The organism is Pantoea sp. YU22 (assembly GCF_003970755.1).
Classification (GTDB): domain Bacteria; phylum Pseudomonadota; class Gammaproteobacteria; order Enterobacterales; family Enterobacteriaceae; genus Pantoea; species Pantoea piersonii.
Genome location: NZ_RYDU01000006.1, coordinates 195,805 through 217,225, shown reverse-complemented (window position 1 = coordinate 217,225; position 21,421 = coordinate 195,805). Strand labels below are relative to the sequence as shown.

The window sequence follows — 21,421 nt, the reverse complement described above, 5'->3', positions numbered from 1 at the left end:
CATTCAATGACACCCGGGGTTTCGTTTTTTACGCGCAATAAGCGCCGTATGCACAAGTACGGCATCATTATCGCGTTCTTTGTGCTCTGCCTGATTGTTGCGGCGATCGGCGAGGTTCAGGTAGCGAAGGGCGCCTGGACCAGCAACTACTTCCTCAGCAATGAAAATATGCTGATTGTACTGCGGCAGGTATCGATCAACGGCATTCTCGCTATCGGCATGACCTTCGTCATTATTACCGCTGGCGTGGATCTCTCGGTGGGATCGGTACTGGCGCTGAGCGGTATTGTCGCCGCACGCTTCGCCACGAATAACAGCGGGATGGCGATTGGCGACACCGCGCATGCGGTCATGATGCCGCTCATTATCGCGCTGGGTATCGGCATTATCTGCGGCCTGATTAACGGCACGGTGCTCGCCCGTTACCGCCTGCAACCCTTTATCGTCACGATGGGCATGCTCTCGGCAGCGCGTGGCCTGGCCATGCTGACCACCGACGGCAACCCGGTTTCACAGCTCAATCGCGACTTCCGCTGGCTGGGAAATGGCTACGTTGCGGGCATTCCGGTACCGGTGATCATTTTTATGGTGCTGTTTGGCCTCGCCTGGCTGCTGCTCAACAAAACCATTTTTGGTCGCTACATCTATGCGGTGGGCGGTAACCCCAAAAGCGCCCGTACCTCCGGCATTAGCGTGGTGCGCATCAAGGTGCTGGTTTATACCCTGTGCGCCGGGCTGGCAGGCGTTGCGGGTCTGATCCTGACTGCCCGTACCGGCTCCGCCCAGACCAATGCCGGCGCAGGTTATGAACTGGACGCTATCGCCGCCGTTGTGATTGGCGGCACCAGTATGGCAGGCGGCGTTGGTACTCTGCTCGGCACCTTCTTTGGCGTGTTGATAATCGGCGTGATGAATAACGGCCTCGATCTGCTGGGCGTGCAGTCCTATTACCAGCAGATCATTAAGGGCGCCCTGATTGTAGTGGCTGTATTACTCGACCCTTCGCGCAAACAACAGCGCGATTAACCCTACTTATATAAAAACCCGACCAGGAGATAAGAATGAAAATAAGCAAAATGGCATTGCTCGCCTCGGCAATGATGATGGGCCAGATGGCGGCGGCACAGGCTGCGCCGGTAAAAATCGCGGTGCTGATGTACGGCAACAAAGCTGAGTTTGTCCAGCTAATGGAACGCTACGGCAAAGAGCATCCGGCAGTGAAAAGCGGCGATGCGGTATTGACCTTCTACGATGGCCGTTACGACGCTTCGGTACAGAATGACCAGGCCGCTACCGCTATTCAGACTCGCGCTGACGCCATTATTGTTAACCCGATGGATTTTGAAGCCAATATCGACATCGTAACCAATGCCAACGAAGCGAAAATTCCGGTAGTCGTGACCAATGCCCGCCTCAATACCGAAGAGATGACGTCGGAAGTGGTCTCAAACGACGAACTGGGCGGCTATCTTGAAGCTAAAGCGGTGCTGGATAAGCTCCAGTGCAAAACCAAAAAAGTGAATGTGGTTATCATCGAAGGGCCGAAGGGCGGCAGCGGTGAAATTCAGCGCGGTAAAGGCAACGACAAAGCCATTGCCGAATGTGGCCCAGGTCAGGTGACCGTGCTGGAGCGTAAGACCGCCAACTGGTCGCGCGCCGAAGCGCAGCCGCTGATGGAAAACTGGCTGCAGAAACATCGCGGGAAAATTAATGGCGTGATTGGGCAGAACGATGAGATGGCGCTGGGCGCTATCGAAGCGATCAAAGGCGCCGGGCTGAACGTAAAAGATTTTGCCATCGCGGGCGTTGACGGCGTCTCTGATGCCATCCACGCGGTGCAGGCTGGCGAAATGGTTTCCATCCTTCAGGATGCGAAAGGGCAGATGCAGGGCGCTATCGACGTCGCCATGCGCGCGGCGAAAGGCGACAGCTATAAGCCTGAGTCCGATATCTGGAAACAGTACGCGAAAGAACTGGCCTGGAACGGCGGCACCAGTAAGCACTATTACATTCCCTGGACGGTGGTAACGCCGGAGAATGCGCAGCAGCTGCTGGATGCGCGCAAATAAAAAGCATCAGATAAGCGCTTTTGTCGGGCAACAAAATGGCTGGCAAAAGTTGTCGAAGTAAGAGGTTCAGGCGGGTGGAGAATGAGATAAGGCATTCTCCGCTTCTGCTTTAACCAGAAAACGCTCGCCCGACCGAATAATCATTCAGAACCCTTCCTGCCGCAAAAATAGTGTAATTTTTTTGCAACTTAAATCAATTTTCGATCAGCGACTTAAACGCAAACGGGCCGCCACGCGGCGTTTCTTCAGGGTTCGCGGTTAAAGCCGCCATCAGACAGGCCGATAAATTATACAGTTTCCATGAGGTATGTATCGGTAATGTTAACAATCAACCACAACGAATATGCCGCGCTGGCAAGTAAATCAATGAATAAAAGCGCGTCAGTACTGGATGAGGTTATTGAAAGGCTCTCATCAGGCTCACGTATCAACAGCGCAAAAGATGACGCAGCGGGACAGGCGACCGCTAACCGCATGACGGCCAACGTCAATGCGGACAGTGCGGTTTCGCGCGGCCTGAACGACGCTATCAGCTATGCGCAAACCGCAGAAGGCAGTTTAGGCACCGTCAGCGATATGCTTATTCGCGCGAAAAGCCTGGCGATCCAGGCTGCCAACGGCACGCTCTCCGATGCCGACCGCGCCAGCGTTAATACCGAGTATCAGCAGATTCTGGCAGGCATCACGGATATTTCTGAGCAAACGGAGATTTTTGGTCAGTATCCGCTGGCCACCGACGATCCCGATCTGCCTCCTGCACTGTTAGGCAACGTGCAGCCGATCAAAAACAGGTTTCCCGTTGCGGGCCAGAGTTACTCGTTCACCTCTGGCGTGGTGCCGCTGGCCTATATCCCCGCGGGCGCCACCCACATTACCATCAGCATTGACTCGCTGAGCCAGGATGATGACCTGCAGCTGTTCACGCGCGACGGCAAACATCTGGTAGGTACGCCGATCAACGGCAGCGATCCCGACTACACATGGGTGAGTAAGGGGATTACCGATGACGCTACCGCGACCGCTTCGCTGTTGACCAACGCTAACGGCTTCGCCAGTGGCGCTGCCTATGACGATTCGCAGCTGCTTCAGGGCGGGGCGAGCTGGGCGCTGAACGGCAGCGCCTCAATGAGCTATAACGGCATGAACATCAGCTACAGCGGCGATGGGGATCGTTACGAAGACAAAACCACCGGCGACTATAACAACGGCACTATCCTCAGCAATCCGCTGGAGCGCATCAGCCTGGATAACGTCACCGAAGATCTGATTGTGGTGGTGGTCGGCAATGGTTCCTTTACCAGCCAGCTCACCTGGGGCATGCTGCCGGAACCGACCACCACGCCAGCGGATCCGCCGAAGCAGAGCCGACCGTTCGACGTAGTGACCAGCGCCGATTTCGGTCAGCAGATGCAGACTGACACCCTTGAGCCAACGCCGGCTGATTTGAAAACGCTGGGCCTCAAGAATACGACGCTGTTAACCCCTGGCGATATCTCCGTCACGATGAAAGCGCTGGATGCGGCGCTGGATAAAGTCAGCGCTTATCGCTCTCAGTACGGTGCGAAGATCAACCGTTATGAATCGAATAAAACGGTTCTGGCGCAGCAGAGCATCGACACGCAGTCGGCGCGCAGCCGCATACAGGATGCGGACTACGCTCAGGAAGCGAGCCGTCTGGCCCAGGCGCAAATTTTGCAGCAGGGTCAAAACGCGGTGATGAAGATTGCCAATCAGACGCCGGATATGGTGCTGGCGCTGCTGCGTAGCTAACGCTTTCTTCTGTCGTTCACTCTCCGTCACGCCAGTTTCACGCGCTTTCTCCTCTCTCCTCCGTATGACCAGGGATGGTTTTCTCCCACTCTTCAGGGCTGTTACGCCACAGCGTATCTGCACTCCTCAAGTGAAAGTCTTTGCGCTTAACGCCGCTGTTTCGCTAACGCCTTTTCTCTTATTCTTCCTCTCACGCAAGGCAGCCGGATGAAAGGCGGCCCTGATAAATGAAGCGAGAAATTTTAAACCCTCATAAAGGAAAAGAAGCCATGAAAACTGTAAAATCCGCCCTGATCGTCGCCATGCTGTCATCTGTATCCTTCGGCAGCTTTGCTCAAACCATTACCGCGACGGGTTCAACGCTGGATGAGGCTGAGGCGCGTATTGCCCGGCAGGCGAAACAGGCAGATTCCACCTATAAAATCACCGAAAGTTACGCCGGGAATCAGGTACATATGACGGCAGAATTATTTAAATAGAAACGGCACCGAGTGAAAAAGGCCATATTTCAGATGGCCTTTTCTCATTACAGGCTTTGATTGCTCCCGATGTATAAGGCGCCTCACTAAACGTCTTGTCATTACTGAATTATCTCTTCGTCCATCCAGCCAAAACACCCTTCAGCTGCTTTCTCTCTTTTCCTTTTATCCTGCCCTGAGCGATAGTCGTCCGCCGCGACTTTCACTCGCCGAGTGAAAGTGTTGATGCCGTCCCCCCGTTTTTCCGCGCATAAGGCTCCCGTAATCTCCCGGTAACGAAACCGCAGCAGCCCGCTGACCGGTGCAATCCACTACTGGGATGGAAAATGCGTACAACAAATATATTGAAAACCGCAGCGGCGCTCTCTGTCGCCTTGGCTATCGGAAGCGTCGCCGCAGCGACGCACAGCAGCAGCCCGCTGGCGCTCGACCAGCTGGCGCAGGACCGCGCTATCGGTAAGCCAGAGGTGGTGACAACCTTTAACGGCGCCATGCCTACCGGCGTTACCGTTACCCGAGAGGGCCGTATCTTCGTCAACTTCCCGCGCTGGGGGGATGACGTCCCTTTTACCGTCGCGGAAGTGAAGAATAACCGTCTGGTTCCCTACCCGAATGCGGCGGTAAACCGGGCAGATAACGCCGAGCCTGGTTCGCATCTGCTGAGCGTGCAGAGCGTTGTGGCGGATGGTCAGGGAAGGGTGTGGATACTGGATACGGCCGCGCCGGGTTTCTCGCAGCCTGTCGCAGGCGGAGCGAAGCTGGTGGCGGTGAATCTGAAAACTAACCAGATTGAAAAAACCGTTATCTTTCCGGCAGAGGTGATCAGGCCCGCGACCTATGTGAATGATATGCGCTTTGACTTCCGCATCGGCAAAGCAGGTGTGGCCTACGTTACCGACTCCTCACTCTCCGGGAACGGCGCGATTATCGTCATCGATCTTGAAAGCGGCAAGGCGGTGCGTCGGCTGGAGGGCGATCGCTCAACCTCGCCTGAGCCTGGCTTTTCGCCGGTCGTTGAGGGTGAGACCCTGCTGCAGCGCCATGCGGACGGCACAACCGCGCCGTTTAGCGTGGCTTCCGACGGCATCGCTCTCTCCCCGGACGGTCAAACGCTCTACTTCAGTCCGCTTTCCGGCCGTCATCTTTATGCGGTATCAACCGCACTGCTGCGCGATCCGCAGGTGACAGAGGCGCAGCTCTCCGCAGCGGTCAAAGATTTAGGTGAAAAGGGCGCGTCTGACGGGCTGGAAAGCGATGCCAGCGGCGCGGTTTACGCGGGAGACTATGAGCGCAATGCTATCCGCAAACTGCCCGTCGGCGGTCAGTGGACCACCCTTGCGCATGGCCCGGAAATTCTCTGGCCGGATACGCTGTCGGTCGGGCCGGATGGCTATCTCTACTTCACCGTAAACCAGCTGAACCGTCAGCCTGGCTTCCACGGCGGTAAAGATCTGCGCCAGAAACCCTACGCCCTGTTACGCGTGAAGATTAACGCGTCGCCGGCACCGACGCGCTAACCGGGAGCAGGGGCCGCTGGCCCCTGTTATTCAGCCTCACAGGCGCGAGGCGGATAACGACCAGTGATGCTGAAAAAAATAAATTTAGTGAAACAGGCTTTTCACCGAAATCACCATAAGCAGCACGCCGCCAGCGATATTGACATATTTTTTCAGGCGCACAGGATCGGCGTTCCTGGCTGAAAATATCAGAGTATGGCTGACGGCAATAAGCCAGAGACTCATTACCATGACGTGCACGGACGCCAGCGCCAGATAATCAGCGATGCCGCCTTGATGACCGGCAAACTGTGAAACAACCGTCAGATAAAACATAACGGCTTTGGGGTTGAGAATATTAGCCAGCCACGCCTCTTTTACCGTAACGGAAACGACGCCGCCCTCAGGGGTCGCCTGCCTGGCTTTGATACCGCTGCGAATGAGTTGTATGCCTAACCAGAGAAGATAGAGCGTGCCGGCAATGCGCAAAACGCCAAAAAGCGCCGGTACCGATGCAAGCACAGCGGTAATACCGAGCCCGATAAGCAGGGCATGGGTGTAGATGCCCAGCGCAGTGCCGGTCAGCGTGCTGAAAAGCCCTTTACGTCCACTGGCGAGCGCGCTATTCATCACCAGCGTAAAGCTCGCCCCAGGCGAGAGGGCGACAGGCAACAGCGCGGGGATAAAGCCGGAGAGATTGATATCCATCGTTTCAAATTAGCAACTTCCCACCTGCCGCGCTAAATATTTACGGCGAGACGGGAAAGATAAACAGAGCAACGCCTTTACCCGGCGCGGTCTGGCTTATTGATGACGGGACACTTTACTTATCCCGTCCGGCAGTCCAGGGATTAAACGCAGGTTCGCTGTTTTTTTCGGCTGCGGGCTTATCCAGCGATTCCAGATAAAGCGCTTCAACTTCGGCGCGCGCCCAGGGCGTACGGCGTAAAAATTTCAGACTGGATTTAACGCTCGGATCCTTCTTAAAGCAGTTGATATTGATCCGCTTGCTCAGTTCCGGCCAGCCAAAGCGCGTCACTAACGCATTTACCTGCATCTCCAGCGTGACGCCGTGCAGCGGGTCTTTAGCGCGATGATCGGTCATGAAAATTCCTCTTTATATAGAGCGCGAAGGTTACAAGAAAGCCGAAGCAGCAGCAATCAAAGGCTATTCAGAGTACACTCATCGCTGCGAATTCACTCAGGACGGTACGTTATGAACGATAAAAAGATGATCTCCATCGACCAGTTCGACGCGGATGAGCGGCTGGCGGTTGAAGGCGTTTTAAAAGGTTTAACAGAGAAGTATCGCCAGCGCACCGGCAAAGAGCCTGATGCAAAGAAAGAGAAAGAGTTTACCGCCGAAGCCAGGCAGCAGATCATGAGCGTTAAGCTGACTAAAGAGAAAGCCCGGGCGGATAAAGCTAAAAAGGCGCCGACGCGCAGAAAAAAACCGGAAGCGATGAAAGAGAGCGAAGTCAGCGATTTCAGCTGGAAGGCCTCGGTCATTAAAGGCCGCCGCTAGCGGGCCGTTAAAAGGGGCTGCGTCAGTCTGGCTGATGCGAGGAGAGAGACAAAATAACGAGTATGAATAAGCGCGCATCTTATTCATACTCTGCATGCTCATCTGTTAACTGCAGCGCGTCCGTGCGTGGGCGCGCCTGTCAGGCGCAGCGTTTTACGATTCGGCTTCGGTCAGCGAGTACTTCTGGCCCCATGCTAAACGTTTTATAAAAACGCACCTCCGATCCACCCCGCCGCGTATAGATATCTGCGAACATCGAGTCTTCCCAGGTATACACCGACACCCTTTCGTTTTCATGTTCAAGGTGCGTGGTATTATCTTTTTGCACAACGTCGGTGGAAGACCAGCCGCGATAGATGCATTCACTTAACTGTCCGGCGCTTTTATCGCTAACCTGATTAAAATCAGCGGATTTCATTCTTGTCTCCTGCGGCGTTACCTGGCAGCCGCATAAGAGAAATAGGGCGATCAACAGCGGTAACTTATTATTACGCATCGGAAAGCTCCCCGTCAGATCTGAATAATGCAAGGCCGGTTGTTTTGCCAGAGGGTTAATTGCTACACCTCAGGGCTTAATATGAGTATATGAGAGGGCGGGTTATTTACCAGATGCTGGAACTATTATTAATAACGCCTTTCTTTTTAATTAAACCTTTAACTATGGATGATTTTAAAAAAGGCGGTGTGTTGCTGCGCACAGTTTCAAGCGGCGGCCCGACAGCGGAGTGAACCGCTTCGGACGCGCGCGGAAAATTGTTTTTTCTGCAGAAAAAGCGTGACGTTAAGCGTCACGCGCAAGATAGAAAATGAGGAATATGCCCGGCGCGCTTTCTACCTCCAGCGCGGTATAGGTGTAATGATTTATCTTTCCGTCGTTATCGATGATCGCTTTATTTCCGGCGCCGACTTTATTGACGTTCTGAACGTGCCACATTGTGCGGAACAGCTCGCTGCGCGCAGTAAGATCGCGGATCACCTTTTCAAACTCTTCGCTATGATTACTGGCGGCGTAATAGGCGCGGAACGCGGCGATGTTGTGTCTGGCCGCCTGGTCCCAGTCATGAATTTTCTTTTTATACCCATCATTAATAAAAATCAGCTTCAGGGAATTGCGGTCCTCTTCAGGAATGGTTGACCAGTCGAATATCTGGACGCGAGCCGCCTCATTCCAGTAAAGAATGTCCATATTGGCGCGGCGAATAAACGCGGGATGTGGCGACAGGGCATCGACCATGGCCGTTACCTCGCATGGGATAACCGCATTGATCGCCGGCGTGTTCCTCTTACCGAAAATCAGGGCGTCGAGATAATCCTGCTCAGTGGGGGAGAGCTGAAGCACCTTGCCAATGCGCTGCAGCGCTGCAGAGGAGATGCGAATGTCGCGGCCCTGTTCCAGCCAGGTGTACCAGCTGACGCTGACGGCGGCGAGCTGGGCGACCTCTTCTCTGCGCAGGCCCGGTACGCGGCGATGACGGTTGCTGAACCCATAATCTTCCGGATTAACGCGCGCGCGGTAATGAACCAGAAAATTTTTCACATTCTCATTGCGCGTCATTTGTACTCCTGGGTATGACCTCTGGTCATAGGATAATTCGCCCCATTTTTGGCTAAGCCCTGCGGTTTTATTATGGCCGCAAGATTAAGTGACTTAGCGAGCAAAAAGCAAAATATGTCGATTCAACCTTTATCTGAGCAGGAACATTTGAGCCATCGCCCGCCGGGCGCCATCGGCACGCTGTTGACCGGCATTCTGACGCTGGTGGCGGTGATGGGAATTGGCCGCTTCTCTTTAACGCCGCAAATCCCCCTGATGATAAAAGAAGGGGCGTTAACGCTCTCCAGCGCAGGTATTCTGGCGGCGATGAACTATATCGGCTACTTACTGGGTGCACTTCACGTCAGCCGTTTAAAAAAACATCATGCGGCTTATTTAAAGGTCGGCCTGGCGGCAACGGTTGTGGTGACGCTACTCTCTGCCACGACCGGGAATTTTGTTTTGCAGTCTCTGTTTCGTTTTATTTCCGGCGTGGGTGGCGCATGGGCGCTGATTATCGTGACCTCGTGGACGCAGCTGACGCTGGCGACGCATCAGGCGCCCCGGCTTTCAGCTGCGGTTTTTACCGGCCCCGGCATCGGCATCACGTTAACCGGTCTGCTGGCATGGGGCATTGCCGCATGCGGCCTGCACGCTTCCCAGGCCTGGTTTGTCTACGGACTGACGGCCGCCGCCGCCGCGCTGCTTATTTTTAGCCGCCTGCCGCGGAGCCTGCCCGCTTCAGTCCGGCCGACTAAGGCGGAGCCGTTCAGCCGCAACCTGAAATATCTGCTGGCAGCCTATAGCCTGGCGGGTTTTGGCTATATTTTGCCCGCGACCTTTTTATCCCAGATGGCGCATAGCTTTTTTACCAGCGGCAATCAGGCTGCGCTCTTCTGGCCGCTGTTTGGTCTCGCTGCGGTGGCGGGTGTTTTACTGGTTATCGCCTTCGCTTCACGTCTGAATACCCAGCATGCGCTGGCGGCCTCGATGATCGTGCAGGCGATGGGCGTAGCCAGCGTGGTGATATTTCACGATGTGAAAGGATTGCTTATCGCCACCTTGCTGACCGGCCTGGGCTTTCTCTCGATAATGCAGCTCACTATGCGTCTTGCGCGCGATATCTCGCAGGGTGCCATTGCGCGAACCGTGGCGGTGCTGACCTCAGGCTATGCGACTGGACAGCTGGTCGGCCCGCTGGTGTCGTCGGCGAGCGTAACGCTGTTTCACTCGCTGCATCCTGCGCTGCTGCTGGCAGCAGCCGGTCTGGCGTTCGGCGGGCTTATGGTGGCCGTCGCGATTAAACGTTAAAAAAGCGGCGCTGCTCTGGTTGTGCGGCCCCTTCTGCTGCAGAATCGGCGTCAGTTGACAAAGGGACAATCAGATGGCGCGCACTCACACTATCGTAACGCTGGCCAGACGAGCCGCTATCGGCGTCGCCGTTCTGCTGCTGGTTTTTTTCATCGGTCGGATTTATCAGTCGGAGCAGGGGCCGCCGCTGCATCTCTGGCATAGCTGGGTTGCTGATGAGATGACGCCCGCTGAGATGGACCGCGCCAGCTTTGCCGATTACCAGCGGCAGGAGGCGCGCATCTTTCAGGATATGAAAGTTAACCTTAACGATGCGTTGAGCGAGGGGGATAAAAACGCCCTGAACCGCTTTTACCCGGGCAGCGCGGTCTACCCGGCGCATTTCCAGACCGACTGGAACCGTTCGTTTGTCCTGATGCCCAAAGGTGAAATTCGCGGCGCGGTGGTGCTGTTGCATGGTCTTACCGATTCGCCCTATAGCGTGCGCTATCTCGCAGAAGATTATCGGCAGCGAGGGTTTGTTGCCGTTGCGCCGCGTCTGCCGGAACATGGTACCGCGCCAGGATCGCTCACGGCGGTAAGCTGGCAGAGCTGGATGGCGGCGACCCGGCTGGCTGTGCGGGAAGCGACTCGCCTGGCGGGAGCGCAACGACCGCTTCATCTGGTGGGCTATTCAAACGGCGGCGCGCTGGCGATGAAGTATGCCCTGGATAGCCTGAGCGATCGCCAGCTGCGCGCGCCGCAGCAGATCGTTTTGCTGTCGCCGATGATCGGCGTCACCGGCTATGCCCGCTTTGCCGGGATTGCGGGCTGGCCCGCACTTTTTCCTGCCTTTGCCAGAGCGGCCTGGCTTAACGTTCTTCCCGAATATAACCCTTTTAAATATAACTCTTTTCCTGTCAACGCCGCGCGTCAGTCCTGGCTGCTGACGCAGTCGTTGCAGGCGCAAATTGTGCAGGCGTCAAACAGTGGGCAGCTTGCCGCGCTTGCGCCTGTGCTCACCTTTCAGTCGGTCATGGACGCCACGGTCAGCACCCGCGCGGTTGTCGATGCGCTTTATCGTTATCTGCCGCGCAACGGCAGCACGCTGGTGATCGTCGATATCAATCAGGCCGCCAATATGAGCGCGTTATTCCGCGCGCCTCTCACCACGGCGGTCAGTCGTCTGCTGCCTGCCGCGCCGCGCGCCTGGCGTAGCGTGGTGATAACTAACCGGACGCCTGATACATACGAGACGGTCGCTCGCACTCTCCCGGCGGGTGAGGCGGCAGAGCGGGTAGAACCGTTAAACCTGCCATGGCCGCAGGATATGTTCTCTTTATCGCATATCGCTGTGCCTTTCCCTTTGAGCGACGCCCTCTATGGCGAACAGCCCGACGAGCCGAACCGCTATGGCATCTCGCTGGGCATGATCTCGCTGCGCGGGGAAACCGACAGCCTGACGGTAGGGCCGGAAACCTTTATGCGGGCCACCTCAAATCCTTTTTTCAGCGACATGATGGCGCGCATAAACGCGCATATTTCCTGCAGCAGCGCGGCGGATTACCTTGCCTGCATCGGCCGGTAACGCTCGGCCAGCCACCCGCCAGACAAAAAAGCCCGCGCAAGGCGGGCAGCAGAGAGTGTCTTTAGTTTCTTGATTTCGTAGGCAACACGTTGCTGTGTGTTACTGCTTTAGCATAGCGCAGCGGCACCGATTTTCGCTGTGAGGAACGCAACGTTCTGTCGATATCTCTGAAAGGCGATAACGGCGGCAGGTCAAAAAAAGCATTTATACTCATCATTCTGCTGGTTCGCTGAGGACGTTGTGATGAAGCAAGATGAGATCTTTCTGTCCGATATGACACGCATTTTTTTGGGACAGACACCGCCCGTTTTTTTACTGGAAGTCGTCGGCCGCGCCGTTCTGTTTTTTGTGCTGATTATTCTCGCCATGCGCCTGCTGGGCAGGCGCGTCGCCTCGCAATATACGCTGATTGAGCTTTCTGCTGTGATCGCGCTGGCAGGCACCATCGGCGTTCCGCTGCTGGATGAAAAACGCGGCCTGCTGCCGCCGTTGCTGATCGTGGGCGGTATCGTCGCGTTGCAGCATCTTCTCGGCATGCTCAGCGTGCGTAACCGTCGCCTCGATCAGCTTTTAACAGGCCGCGCCAGCGTGGCGCTGAGCGAAGGCCGACTCGATCTTGATTCGCTGCAGTCTACCGCGCTGTCGCGTGAAAAACTTTTTTCGCTGCTGCGCGGACGCGGCGTGCAGCAGCTGGGTCAGCTGAGCCGGGTCTATATTGAACCTTCGGGCGCCCTGACGCTGGTATGGAGCGACACGCCGGGTGCCGGACTCGCTATTGTGCCTGAAAGAGACAGCGAACTGCGCGAGGCGATGCGTGACAGCGAACACTGCGTCTGTACGCGCTGCGGCCAGCTAGAAAGCGCGGGCTTTGAGGAAAACTGTCGCGCCTGCGAAGCCAGGCAGTGGGCGCCCGCATCCATTACGCTGGAGGACTGACCGTTTATGGAAATGCTGCATAAGTGGCTGATTGGCGAAGCGCCCTGGAGCTTTGCTTTCGAAGTGCTGCTGCGTTTTGTCATTATCTATCTGGCGCTGCTGATTGTGTTGCGTCTTATGGGACGCCGGTTTGCCGGTCAGCTCAGCATCGTTGAGCTGGCGATTATGGTGATGCTCGGTGCCGCCATCGGCGCGCCGCTCCAGACTCCGGAAAAGGGCATTCTGCCTACCGTAGTGCTGCTGGTGACGCTGGTAGGCTGCTTTCGCCTGCTTTCCTGGCTCACTTTTCGCTCGCATAAGATGGAGATCCTCAGTCAGGGCGACGCCACGATGCTGGTGCAGGACGGCAGGCTGGCGCAGGAGCATTTGCGTCACGCAGAGCTTTCCCGCGCGCGCATTTTTTCCGAACTGCGCGCGCTGGATATTCAGCACCTTGGCGAAGTGCGGCGTGCCTGGCTGGAGCCGTCTGGACGCGTCAGCCTGCTGCGCTATCGACAGCCGCGCTCCGGACTGTGGATCCTGCCGGGTCAAAGCAAAGAGTTTGACCAGCGCATCCTGGTGGATAACAGCTACGCCTGCGGCAACTGCGGTTATGTTATTGAACAGCGGTCGGCACCCGAGGAAGCGTGCCGCTACTGTCGGCATTCGCACTGGGAGCGCGCTGTTAAACGGCTGGGCACCGATAAACTCTATCAGGAGCGATCGCGAGAAGCGCAGAATGACGATACGGCGGCGTAGACAACATCAGGCTGCCTGCTGCTTAAGCAAACCTTTCTCAACGGCCAGGCCTGAAACGCCAGCCACGCTGACTTATGCAAAACGCAGCAGCGGCTTGCTGGTTCTCCCGGCGGAACGCCACTCTGTAATGGCCGCACGCCAGTCGTCGAAGGCGTAGCAGGTTGCGCTGCTTGTTATGCTTTGCGCCAGCGCTGGCCAGAGACGAGCAAAGATAGCCTGCCACGCCTGGGCGTCCATCGCCGGAAGGTAGTTTCTGATATGGAACCAGTGAACGCGCGGTAGAGCCTGGCGCAGAGGGAATGCCTGACCGGAGAGCAGGCCGTAAGAAATAAACTGGCCGGATGTCGGCATCCTTTCCCGTATCTCTTCCGCCAGCGTGCCGCCCGTCGCGTCATATACCAGCGCGGCGCGGGCAGCATAGTGGTGCAGGGCTGCGCTGTCGTCCTGCTGTACCGGCGTTATGCCGCACGCCTCCAGCCGCACGGCATGGACCGGCGAACGATGAACGCCCGTTACGGAAAGCGCGCCCGCCTTAAGCGCCCACTGTCCCGCCAGCAGCGCGCAATCACTGCCAGCCGCCGTAAGCAGCAGGTGTTTACCCGCGGGCGAAAAGTGGTCGAGCATCAGACGGGCCGCAAGGGGATTGATATAAGCGCGCGCGGCCAGGGTGTCGTCTATATTCTCCGGCACCCTGATCACCCTGTCGGCAGGGACGTCGGTAAAGCGTTGCCAGGTTCCTTCGCCCCGCAGGGCCAGCACGCGTTTGCCAAGGAGAAAGGCGTGGGAGTGAGGCGCTTCGGTGACGACGCCTGTGCCTTCATAGCCAGCGATTTGCGGCAGCGCGATGCGGTGCTGGTAAGCGCCGGTTATTGGAATTAAATCAGAGGCGTTAACCGGCGCGAGGCGCATTTTAACCCGGACAGCGCCCGCGGCAAGAGGCGGTTTCGGTGCCGCTTCCAGAGAGAGAACCTGTTCAGGCTCACCGAAATGTCGATACCAGAGAGCCTGATTAAGCTTCGATTCTTCAGCGCCTGTTTTCATGGTTTACCTTGATCCTGACTCATCTGCACTGCCTGTACAGTCCCTTTTTAAAACAATAGGTTAGTCGCTCGAAAAGAGTGGCGGAGGCTGCCGCTTGAAAGGGCGGTCGCGCCGTTGGATACATCGTTTTTCTTGCGCTCCGTTTGGCTTAACGCTCCGTTTTTGCCTATATCTGGATATTAACCCTATGCGTTATTGCCAGAATCTGGAGCGTTATGCCGTCACTCCGCGATACTCAACCTGCCTCTGCACAGGTGCTGTACCACGCCTTTGTCCTGCTACTGGTCACCGTCGCCGGACTGACCGACTCCCTGCTTTATCAACACAGTAAAGAGCTTCTGGCGGTCTATATTACTGGCGATACCAGCAAACTGGCGCAGTCTCTCCAGCAGGGCGATGTTGCCAAGGCGCTGCCATTGCTCGGCATTATATTCGCTTTTTTTATCAGCACCACGTTTACCGCCTGGCTTGGCAACCGGCTTGCTGGCCGACGGGCACCCGTTCTGCTGGCGCTGGTCGCGCTGCTCTTTTTTGTCGCCTGGCCTGCCGGCGCGCCTGATTACCCTTATTCGCTGGTGGTGCTTATCGCTCTGGCGATGGGCGCGCTCAACCAGGTTTGCAGCCAGGAGTCTGGCGTGACCTTTATGACTGGCACGCTGGTCAGACTGGGCCGCATCCTGGCCAAAGGAGAGGTTGCCACGGCCGCGCCGCTGGCGCTTCGCTGGCTGGTCTGGCTGTTATCAGCCTGGGCAGGCGCGCTGCTTGATGCCCGGTTTCCCCCATTCGCCTTACTGGTTATCGCTATCTGGTCGCTGATGCTGGCTGCGTTCAGCCTGTTTAGTGCCATTGAGCGATGCTTCACCACTCAGGACGCCTGAAAAGGAGGCACTATGTCGCATAAATCACCGAAGTTCGCATCTGCTGGCCCAGGAACCGCGACCGGCCCACAGCTGCCCGTTGCGGGCAAACCGCTCCCGCCGCAGCCGATAGATATCGGCCGTGTTGAACAGCAGAGTATTACCTTTGAAAACTGGAAAGGCGCGGGCGATCGACCTGAGCCGCAGCCGCAAACGCTGCGCGCGCCAGAAAAACGCCTGGGCGTGGCGATTGTCGGGCTGGGACGTCTGACGCTCAATCAGATCCTGCCCGCTTTTCGCCAGAGTCAGCTTGCGCGTCCGGTTGCTCTCGTTTCCGGACATCCAGAAAAGGCGCGCGCCGTCGCGGAGCAATATGGCATCGATCCGGCCGCCATCTATGGCTACGACGAGATGGCGCGCATGGCGGAAAACAGCGAGATTGAGGCGGTGTATATCGTGACGCCCAATGGCCTGCACCGCGATCATGCGCTGGCGGCGGCAAAAGCAGGCAAGCATGTGCTGTGCGAGAAGCCTATGGCGAACACCTCGGCGGAGGCGCAAGAGATGATCGCAGCCTGCCGGGAGGCTGGCGTCAGGCTGATGATCGCCTACCGCTGCCAGTATGAGCTGTTTAACCTTGAGACGGCGCGCCTGACCCAGTCTGGCGAGCTTGGCGCGCCGCGCATTATACATGCGACCAATACACAGGTGCACGGCTCGGGCGATCAGTGGCGCGTTCGCGCCGCGCTGTCAGGTGGCGGCGCGCTGCCTGATATCGGCCTCTACTGTCTTAATGGCGTGCGCACCATGCTGGGAGAGGATCCCACCGAGGTGTACGCGCAGATAGTGAATCCAGTAGGGGATGAGCGCTACAAAGAAGTAGAGGAAACCCTCTCCTTTACGCTGCGTTTTCCTTCAGGCGCTATCGCTAACTGCGCGACCAGCTACGGCGCGCATGAGTGCAAAAATATGGAGATTCGTCTCGAGAAAGGGTCGCTTGAGCTGGAAAATGCGTTTGCCTACCAGGGACAACGTCTTTATGTGGCCCAGCTTCAGGATGGCCAGGAGCAGATGAGTGAGATCCGGCTCGCGCCGCAAAACCAGTTCGCGCTGGAGATCGACCACTTCGCTGACTGCGTCTTGCATGACCGCACGCCGAACACGCCGGGCGAGGAGGGCTTGCAGGATCATCTGTTAATGGAGGCGATCTATCGTTCCGCGCGGGAAGGCGTGCCGGTTAAGATCGATGCCGCATCCGCGCATCCGCCCGTTCCTGCCGACGCGCGTTAGTTAGCAGGCCGCGCCTGGGGTTAGCGATCCAGTTCATACTGAACGGAGAGCTGGCCTTTTTTCTCTTTGATCTTAAGGATGCGAATGGTGCCGATCTCCGCCGTATTCAGCACATGGGTGCCGCCGCAGGCGTAAGGCTTGAGATCGCCCCAGGTCACCAGGCGTTTGCCTGCTGCTTCGCTGATGGCGCGTCTGTCGCCGCGCTTAACCAGCGCCGCCACATCTGCGGTGAGGTCGTCAACCGTGACGGGGAGTAAGGCTCCAGCGGGTTCGAAAACGATGCGTCCTTCACCCGGCTTATGGTTGCCTTTTATTCCCAGCCAGCCATATTTTTCCCCCGCCAGGCCAATAAGATGACCGGCTGAGTGGTAGCGGGAATGGAACGCGCGCAGGTCAGCATCCACCCTTAAATGCGCCGGACCGATTTCCAGCGCGCCATCGGTGAAATGGACAACCTCATCGCCATCCTGCACCGCCTGCAGCATGTTTACGCCGTTGATGGTGCCTCTGTCAGAGGGCTGCCCGCCGCCCTGAGGATGGAACAGCGTCGCGGAGAGAATGACGCAGAAGCGATCTTCGCCCTGAGGCGTGCAGCTTATTACGCTGGTCTCGGTTTCAAGCGCATCGCTGTTGTAGTAGCGTTTTTCTGTCACGGCGACTCCTGTCAAACGAAAGTAAGGCAGCAGCATACCTGAGTCTGCAGGTGATAAAAAAGGGGGGCGTTGTTGCAGTGAGGGGGAGAGACAGTGCGCGAGCATCCCTGCTCAACATACAGTCCGTTAAATAGCTTCGCGGAACTCCGGCCAGGCGACGGCGGCGCCGGTATCGCTGAACAGGCGGCCCTGGAAGTTGATCACGCCCGCTGCTTCCAGCCACATCCACTCTTCCGGACGCTCGATACCGGCGGCGATGACGGTAATTTCCAGCGCCGAGCAGCATTTGATAATGGCCTGCACTACCGCCTGTTTCGGGCCGCTGCGATGCACATCGCGAATAATACCCGCGTCGATACGAATGCGGTCAGGCTGTATGCGCGTCAGCATCGAGAGTCCTGCCGAACCGTCACCGAAGTTATCGATCGACAGACTGATGCCCGCTTCCTTAAGTTGTCTTACCGCGATCGAAAACGCATCGAGCTGAGAAATCACCTCAGTTTCGCTGACGCCGATAATCACCTGTTCCGGCACCAGGTCGGCACTGCGGATTTCATCCACGATAATGCGCACCGCTTCGGGGATCGCTACCAGCGTCATTGGCAGCAGGCTGACGTAGAGCGGCATGCCTTCCGGGCAGGCTCTGCCCGCCTGGGCGAAGGCCTGTCTGGCGGCATTCAGACTCGCCTGATATTTTGGCAAGCCTTCAAGCGCCGTGCCGTCGCCGAGCGTCGCGATAGCTTCGATCGCCGTCACCTGGCGACCCAGCGGGTCGATAACCGGCTTAAAGGTCACGCCGCGATCGACCGGCCATGCCTCTGATGCGCCCGTTTGATCGGCAATGAAATCCCAGTATTCAACCGGCGGCACTTCAAAATAATTCTCTTTTTCGCGCGATTCGACAAAGGTGCGCAAAAACTGCAAACCACGATCGTCATAGGTCAGACGATAGCGCGATGTCCCTTTATCCAGCACCGCCTGCAGCACGGTTGAGCGATCGTGTTCGCGCAGGTCGAACAGCTCCATACCCGCGTTGCCGAAACGGCGTGACGGCGAATAGTCGCGCATCAGTTCCACTACGTTATGGTGACGTTTGTCGTTGCAGATTCTGCCATAGATATCCAGCACGCCCGCTTCCGGTCCTTCAAGGATCTGGAAAAAGTGGGTGCCGTTGAACAGCAGAATACCCGTTACCTGATGTGAGGCGTTAAGCAGGCTTGCCTTCTCCACCATACCCGGCAGGGATTTGACTGGAACCTCGTCAGCGATGTGGCTGCGATAAATTATTGTTGTAAGCATGAATGCTCCGGTTTCGTGATTGTCGACGTCACCTTAACAGCTACAGGCAGGGCAACGCCAATTAACGCTGATTAATTTGTGCGTTAACAGGATTAAAGCGGTCTGTTCTGCCAATAAAAGCTAAATAAAAAAGGAAATTCAGCCAATTTCCCCCAGGGGTAGAGGTAAAAGTTAATGATTATCCATAATGCAACTGACTGTATTTGCTGTTAATTAAATTTAAAGTATCAGGTTTTTCCGCTTTACCGCTTCGCTTTACGTGGAGTTACATATTTTGCTGAATTTAGGACTCATCTTGCCGATCTCTTTTTCGGGATAAAAGCCGCTTCTTTACAAAAATAATAAATGTGTACAAGTTCCCAGGTCACTAAACTGACAAATGAGGTTATGCAAAATTCGGAAAAGGAGGAAATTACGTGTTATTTCGCAACGATGAGATAGGCCACGCCATTATTGGCGAAGCGGTTATCAGCCTGGCTCTCGGTGAGAAGGAAATAAGCGTTGAGACACTCATCGCTGAGCTTAGTCTGATGGCGGAAAATGAAACGCGTGCCGCAAGGCTCACTGAAATCACGGAGGCCAGACGCTGGCTAAAGCGTTATCAGCATCATGACAACCGGGATCGTACCGAATTGCACTGGCTGACGGTAGCGAGTCGGGAAGATAAGGGAAGACACAGCGAAGACGTTATTCGGCTCCGGTCGGAAAACGACGATGAAAGATAACCTCATTATCGGGCGCGTCTGACGCGTCCCGGCTGGAGATCGTTGTCAGGGAAGACACCCGCTTTATCCGCCTTTTCGTTACCTGTCTGTAAAGTTGTACAACTTTACTAAACCTTCTTTTCGCCGCTTTAACGCATGGTTAAGCAGCTGTAATGACAGATTAAGCACTTTTTGCACAAAAATAAGACCTGTACAACCTCGTAAAGGCTGTACAACTTTGTAAGAGTTGTATAACTTTACTGCAGGCTCTGATGAGCACTATTTAATCAATTGTTAACGCAGAGGATTTACCATGCGCCATAACGTCGTCATTTCAGACACAGTTCGCTATATCAGCAACGCTGCGCAACCGTCGCAGCAGGAAACTCTGGGTCAGGTTGTGACGGAGATCCTGCGCGCCGGTCAAAATCTTAACCGAAAAGCGCTCTGCTCGCGCCTTATCCGTCGCCTGGAGCTGGCTTCTGGCCCGGAAGAAGAGCAGCAGCTTCACCAGCTTATCGGTATGCTTTTTTAATCGCTCATCTTCGCGGCGATCATTTTTTATTCAGGTTAACGCTCAGGCTTCAACGGATTCGCCTGACCTTAACATCCTTGTTAACGGCACTGCTATTCATTTCGCAGGCCATACGATAAGAATAGCTCATGCAAACATACACTCATTCTCAGCGTACCCTCTCTGCCGAAGCCGAAATTCTTCACCATTTTCGCGAGGCGGGCGATCGTCTCGAGGCGGAATCCCGGGTGCTGGACGCTGCTATTCGCGATATTGTTATCCACGGAAAGCGAGTGACCAGCAAAGCGATCATTATCTATCTTATCGCTGAGCTGGAGAGCACCAATGATGTTGTACAGCTCGACGTCCTGCGCCACTGCCTGGAAATCGTGGTTGGACGCACGCCGGACGACGAAGGCATTTGATCAGCGATGCGCCGTCTGGCCTGCAGGCGTCGGCGCGGTAGTTTCAAACTGGCCCTGCGACGCCATAACGGAGCAGCTCAGCGCGGCGGCAAGGGAAACGGCAATCCAGATTTTCATGGCTCTCTCCTGTTCTCTTTTCGTTAAGCGTCTTAAGCCTGGCACGCGAGCGCGCCAGCGAAAGTCGTTATAAAGATAAAAGGATTTTTCTGAGAGCGGCTGGAGAGGGGAACGGCGAACAAAAGCTGCCGGTCTTAGTGCAGCAATCTTTCAGCCGCAGGATGACCCGACAGCGATTCATGCGATCCGTAATGAGCGCGTAGTTCATCATGCACTTGATTGATGGCGTGACGCATCGCCATCAGGCGCTCACTGTCCTGTTCTGTTTTTAGCTGACGCTGCAGCGTTTCCGTCACGGCGCGCCAGGAGATCTCCGCACCTGCACTCACTAACTGCATGACAGCTTCACCAATAACGATATTGGTCATCTTATCTGGTGAATGATTTTCCATATTTCCTCGTCTCGCCCGAAATATGCAAAAAGCTTAGCACAGGAAAACCTGGTTGCAGGCCGTTCCTGCGCTAAACGACCGCTATCGCCGGAGACGATAAATATCTGCGAAGTAGAGATAGCCTTTTTTATCGTACTGGCTCTTCAGACGCGTCTTCTCTTCATCGCTAAGAACGTTGCCAGCAAGCAGCGATTGAATAAAGGCCTCGCGTACGTGAACTTCCATATACCAGTCGCCGGTGTAGCAGTTTTTCAGCGCGCCTTTATCAATATCTTTTACTTTATATGAAGGATTGATATGGAAAAAGAAAAAGAAATTACAGATGGCGAATATTACGCAGCAGACAATATATTCAATAGTGCCGAATGAGGAGGAGTAAAGCAGCACGCCCATAGTGATAATAAACAAAAAACACATTAAGCCATAAAGGCCCGGGTATTGCTTAATAAAAGAAACGTCAAAATAGGGGCGGTCGTTGCGATTTTCAGCGCGGTTAATTTGATCCAGCTCCTGCTGCAATAAGCTCTCTAATTCACTATACATGTAACTGCTCTCTGCTAAAAATAACCCCAAAAGTATAGATGAATTGCCTTTGTTTAGACACCGCTTTTTAAGCGCAAAAACAAAGGCAACCCGTTAACAATAGAGCGAAGCGTTAATCGGGATAATTGCGCAACCGGCCTACCGCCAGGAAAAGCTGGCTG

General features: G+C 55.7%; 24 protein-coding genes. 15 read left to right on the top strand and 9 right to left on the bottom strand.

Features of this window, described 5'->3' with window-relative positions; all coding sequences use genetic code 11:
- Nucleotides 1-6 precede the first annotated feature (6 nt).
- The 5 genes from EKL29_RS11600 (at nucleotide 7) to EKL29_RS11580 (ending at nucleotide 5,835) form a co-directional block, all read left to right on the top strand.
- Nucleotides 7-1,026, top strand: a complete 1,020-nt coding sequence (locus tag EKL29_RS11600; RefSeq protein ID WP_371315560.1) for an ABC transporter permease — start codon at nucleotides 7-9, stop codon at nucleotides 1,024-1,026.
- A 35-nt stretch (nucleotides 1,027-1,061) separates the two neighbouring features.
- Nucleotides 1,062-2,069 (top strand): substrate-binding domain-containing protein, encoded by a 1,008-nt coding sequence (locus EKL29_RS11595; RefSeq protein WP_120456547.1) that lies wholly within the window; start codon nucleotides 1,062-1,064, stop codon nucleotides 2,067-2,069.
- 318 nt (nucleotides 2,070-2,387) lie between these two features.
- A complete protein-coding gene (locus EKL29_RS11590) occupies nucleotides 2,388-3,839 on the top strand; it encodes a flagellin (protein ID WP_126689753.1) in 1,452 nt (483 codons plus the stop codon).
- Nucleotides 3,840-4,108: 269 nt separating this feature from the next.
- The gene (locus EKL29_RS11585) at nucleotides 4,109-4,318 is read left to right on the top strand and encodes a YdgH/BhsA/McbA-like domain containing protein (protein WP_126689779.1); all 210 of its coding nucleotides are present in this window, start codon (nucleotides 4,109-4,111) and stop codon (nucleotides 4,316-4,318) included.
- A gap of 326 nt (nucleotides 4,319-4,644) precedes the next feature.
- Entirely contained in the window at nucleotides 4,645-5,835 is a 1,191-nt protein-coding gene (locus EKL29_RS11580) for an L-dopachrome tautomerase-related protein (protein WP_126689752.1), read from the top strand.
- A gap of 84 nt (nucleotides 5,836-5,919) precedes the next feature.
- Here the strand turns inward: EKL29_RS11580 and EKL29_RS11575 are convergent, their stop codons facing one another.
- Both EKL29_RS11575 and EKL29_RS11570 read right to left on the bottom strand, forming a co-directional pair.
- Nucleotides 5,920-6,522 carry a LysE family translocator gene (locus tag EKL29_RS11575; RefSeq protein ID WP_126689751.1) on the bottom strand — a complete coding sequence of 201 codons (603 nt, stop codon included), beginning with the start codon at nucleotides 6,520-6,522 and terminating at the stop codon, nucleotides 5,920-5,922.
- A gap of 115 nt (nucleotides 6,523-6,637) precedes the next feature.
- Nucleotides 6,638-6,919, bottom strand: coding sequence for a VF530 family DNA-binding protein (locus tag EKL29_RS11570; RefSeq protein ID WP_120456538.1), 282 nt, complete (start codon nucleotides 6,917-6,919; stop codon nucleotides 6,638-6,640).
- 111 nt (nucleotides 6,920-7,030) lie between these two features.
- On the opposite strand from EKL29_RS11570, the gene EKL29_RS11565 reads away from it, so the two are divergent.
- A complete protein-coding gene (locus EKL29_RS11565) occupies nucleotides 7,031-7,339 on the top strand; it encodes a hypothetical protein (protein WP_120456536.1) in 309 nt (102 codons plus the stop codon).
- Nucleotides 7,340-7,478: 139 nt separating this feature from the next.
- On the opposite strand, the gene EKL29_RS11560 is transcribed toward EKL29_RS11565, so the two are convergent.
- Nucleotides 7,479-7,757 (bottom strand): hypothetical protein, encoded by a 279-nt coding sequence (locus EKL29_RS11560; RefSeq protein WP_269950561.1) that lies wholly within the window; start codon nucleotides 7,755-7,757, stop codon nucleotides 7,479-7,481.
- A 363-nt stretch (nucleotides 7,758-8,120) separates the two neighbouring features.
- The gene (locus EKL29_RS11555; protein ID WP_126689750.1) at nucleotides 8,121-8,894 is read right to left on the bottom strand and encodes a helix-turn-helix transcriptional regulator; all 774 of its coding nucleotides are present in this window, start codon (nucleotides 8,892-8,894) and stop codon (nucleotides 8,121-8,123) included.
- Between the two features lie 147 nt (nucleotides 8,895-9,041).
- Between EKL29_RS11555 and EKL29_RS11550 the strand changes: the two genes are divergently transcribed.
- The 4 genes from EKL29_RS11550 to EKL29_RS11535 all read left to right on the top strand — a co-directional run bounded on the left by EKL29_RS11550 (nucleotide 9,042) and on the right by EKL29_RS11535 (nucleotide 13,425).
- Complete coding sequence (locus tag EKL29_RS11550; RefSeq protein WP_311779009.1) at nucleotides 9,042-10,184, top strand: YbfB/YjiJ family MFS transporter; 1,143 nt, start codon at nucleotides 9,042-9,044, stop codon at nucleotides 10,182-10,184.
- A gap of 73 nt (nucleotides 10,185-10,257) precedes the next feature.
- A complete protein-coding gene (locus EKL29_RS11545) occupies nucleotides 10,258-11,751 on the top strand; it encodes a carboxylesterase (protein ID WP_126689748.1) in 1,494 nt (497 codons plus the stop codon).
- Nucleotides 11,752-11,994: 243 nt separating this feature from the next.
- A complete protein-coding gene (locus tag EKL29_RS11540) occupies nucleotides 11,995-12,687 on the top strand; it encodes a DUF421 domain-containing protein (RefSeq protein ID WP_120456528.1) in 693 nt (230 codons plus the stop codon).
- 6 nt (nucleotides 12,688-12,693) lie between these two features.
- On the top strand, nucleotides 12,694-13,425 hold the full coding sequence (locus EKL29_RS11535; RefSeq protein ID WP_120456527.1) for a DUF421 domain-containing protein: 732 nt from the start codon (nucleotides 12,694-12,696) through the stop codon (nucleotides 13,423-13,425).
- A 72-nt stretch (nucleotides 13,426-13,497) separates the two neighbouring features.
- Here the strand turns inward: EKL29_RS11535 and EKL29_RS11530 are convergent, their stop codons facing one another.
- Nucleotides 13,498-14,466 (bottom strand): zinc-dependent alcohol dehydrogenase family protein, encoded by a 969-nt coding sequence (locus EKL29_RS11530; RefSeq protein WP_126689747.1) that lies wholly within the window; start codon nucleotides 14,464-14,466, stop codon nucleotides 13,498-13,500.
- Nucleotides 14,467-14,681: 215 nt separating this feature from the next.
- Here EKL29_RS11530 and EKL29_RS11525 point away from each other — a divergent pair, with 215 nt between their 5' ends.
- Together EKL29_RS11525 and EKL29_RS11520 are read left to right on the top strand one after the other, a co-directional pair.
- The gene (locus tag EKL29_RS11525; protein ID WP_120456523.1) at nucleotides 14,682-15,344 is read left to right on the top strand and encodes a DUF1275 family protein; all 663 of its coding nucleotides are present in this window, start codon (nucleotides 14,682-14,684) and stop codon (nucleotides 15,342-15,344) included.
- Nucleotides 15,345-15,356: 12 nt separating this feature from the next.
- A complete protein-coding gene (locus EKL29_RS11520; RefSeq protein ID WP_126689746.1) occupies nucleotides 15,357-16,613 on the top strand; it encodes a Gfo/Idh/MocA family protein in 1,257 nt (418 codons plus the stop codon).
- 20 nt (nucleotides 16,614-16,633) lie between these two features.
- Here the strand turns inward: EKL29_RS11520 and EKL29_RS11515 are convergent, their stop codons facing one another.
- Both EKL29_RS11515 and EKL29_RS11510 read right to left on the bottom strand, forming a co-directional pair.
- Entirely contained in the window at nucleotides 16,634-17,266 is a 633-nt protein-coding gene (locus EKL29_RS11515) for an alanyl-tRNA editing protein (RefSeq protein WP_120456519.1), read from the bottom strand.
- 126 nt (nucleotides 17,267-17,392) lie between these two features.
- Entirely contained in the window at nucleotides 17,393-18,565 is a 1,173-nt protein-coding gene (locus EKL29_RS11510) for a diguanylate phosphodiesterase (protein WP_120456517.1), read from the bottom strand.
- 416 nt (nucleotides 18,566-18,981) lie between these two features.
- Between EKL29_RS11510 and EKL29_RS11505 the strand changes: the two genes are divergently transcribed.
- The 3 genes from EKL29_RS11505 (at nucleotide 18,982) to EKL29_RS11495 (ending at nucleotide 20,208) form a co-directional block, all read left to right on the top strand.
- Nucleotides 18,982-19,290, top strand: a complete 309-nt coding sequence (locus EKL29_RS11505) for a hypothetical protein (protein WP_120456515.1) — start codon at nucleotides 18,982-18,984, stop codon at nucleotides 19,288-19,290.
- 292 nt (nucleotides 19,291-19,582) lie between these two features.
- Nucleotides 19,583-19,804: a regulatory protein YcgZ gene (gene ycgZ, locus EKL29_RS11500; RefSeq protein ID WP_120456513.1), complete on the top strand. Its 222-nt coding sequence runs from the start codon at nucleotides 19,583-19,585 to the stop codon at nucleotides 19,802-19,804.
- A gap of 128 nt (nucleotides 19,805-19,932) precedes the next feature.
- A complete protein-coding gene (locus EKL29_RS11495) occupies nucleotides 19,933-20,208 on the top strand; it encodes a biofilm development regulator YmgB/AriR family protein (RefSeq protein WP_120456512.1) in 276 nt (91 codons plus the stop codon).
- Between the two features lie 251 nt (nucleotides 20,209-20,459).
- Here the strand turns inward: EKL29_RS11495 and EKL29_RS11490 are convergent, their stop codons facing one another.
- Complete coding sequence (locus EKL29_RS11490) at nucleotides 20,460-20,717, bottom strand: hypothetical protein (RefSeq protein WP_120456510.1); 258 nt, start codon at nucleotides 20,715-20,717, stop codon at nucleotides 20,460-20,462.
- Nucleotides 20,718-20,798: 81 nt separating this feature from the next.
- Nucleotides 20,799-21,260, bottom strand: coding sequence for a YlaC family protein (locus EKL29_RS11485; protein ID WP_120456509.1), 462 nt, complete (start codon nucleotides 21,258-21,260; stop codon nucleotides 20,799-20,801).
- Nucleotides 21,261-21,421: the final 161 nt, after the last annotated feature.

Coding starts and splice junctions, on each gene's coding strand:
- ycgZ (WP_120456513.1), top strand. CDS start 19,583: ATGCGCCATAACGTCGTCATTTCAGACACAGTTCGCTATATCAGCAAC.
- EKL29_RS11560 (WP_269950561.1), bottom strand. CDS start 7,757: ATGAAATCCGCTGATTTTAATCAGGTTAGCGATAAAAGCGCCGGACAG.
- EKL29_RS11600 (WP_371315560.1), top strand. CDS start 7: ATGACACCCGGGGTTTCGTTTTTTACGCGCAATAAGCGCCGTATGCAC.
- EKL29_RS11535 (WP_120456527.1), top strand. CDS start 12,694: ATGGAAATGCTGCATAAGTGGCTGATTGGCGAAGCGCCCTGGAGCTTT.
- EKL29_RS11540 (WP_120456528.1), top strand. CDS start 11,995: ATGAAGCAAGATGAGATCTTTCTGTCCGATATGACACGCATTTTTTTG.
- EKL29_RS11545 (WP_126689748.1), top strand. CDS start 10,258: ATGGCGCGCACTCACACTATCGTAACGCTGGCCAGACGAGCCGCTATC.
- EKL29_RS11580 (WP_126689752.1), top strand. CDS start 4,645: ATGCGTACAACAAATATATTGAAAACCGCAGCGGCGCTCTCTGTCGCC.
- EKL29_RS11525 (WP_120456523.1), top strand. CDS start 14,682: ATGCCGTCACTCCGCGATACTCAACCTGCCTCTGCACAGGTGCTGTAC.
- EKL29_RS11585 (WP_126689779.1), top strand. CDS start 4,109: ATGAAAACTGTAAAATCCGCCCTGATCGTCGCCATGCTGTCATCTGTA.
- EKL29_RS11485 (WP_120456509.1), bottom strand. CDS start 21,260: ATGTATAGTGAATTAGAGAGCTTATTGCAGCAGGAGCTGGATCAAATT.
- EKL29_RS11575 (WP_126689751.1), bottom strand. CDS start 6,522: ATGGATATCAATCTCTCCGGCTTTATCCCCGCGCTGTTGCCTGTCGCC.
- EKL29_RS11555 (WP_126689750.1), bottom strand. CDS start 8,894: ATGACGCGCAATGAGAATGTGAAAAATTTTCTGGTTCATTACCGCGCG.
- EKL29_RS11570 (WP_120456538.1), bottom strand. CDS start 6,919: ATGACCGATCATCGCGCTAAAGACCCGCTGCACGGCGTCACGCTGGAG.
- EKL29_RS11590 (WP_126689753.1), top strand. CDS start 2,388: ATGTTAACAATCAACCACAACGAATATGCCGCGCTGGCAAGTAAATCA.
- EKL29_RS11495 (WP_120456512.1), top strand. CDS start 19,933: ATGCAAACATACACTCATTCTCAGCGTACCCTCTCTGCCGAAGCCGAA.
- EKL29_RS11520 (WP_126689746.1), top strand. CDS start 15,357: ATGTCGCATAAATCACCGAAGTTCGCATCTGCTGGCCCAGGAACCGCG.
- EKL29_RS11510 (WP_120456517.1), bottom strand. CDS start 18,565: ATGCTTACAACAATAATTTATCGCAGCCACATCGCTGACGAGGTTCCA.
- EKL29_RS11530 (WP_126689747.1), bottom strand. CDS start 14,466: ATGAAAACAGGCGCTGAAGAATCGAAGCTTAATCAGGCTCTCTGGTAT.
- EKL29_RS11565 (WP_120456536.1), top strand. CDS start 7,031: ATGAACGATAAAAAGATGATCTCCATCGACCAGTTCGACGCGGATGAG.
- EKL29_RS11595 (WP_120456547.1), top strand. CDS start 1,062: ATGAAAATAAGCAAAATGGCATTGCTCGCCTCGGCAATGATGATGGGC.
- EKL29_RS11490 (WP_120456510.1), bottom strand. CDS start 20,717: ATGGAAAATCATTCACCAGATAAGATGACCAATATCGTTATTGGTGAA.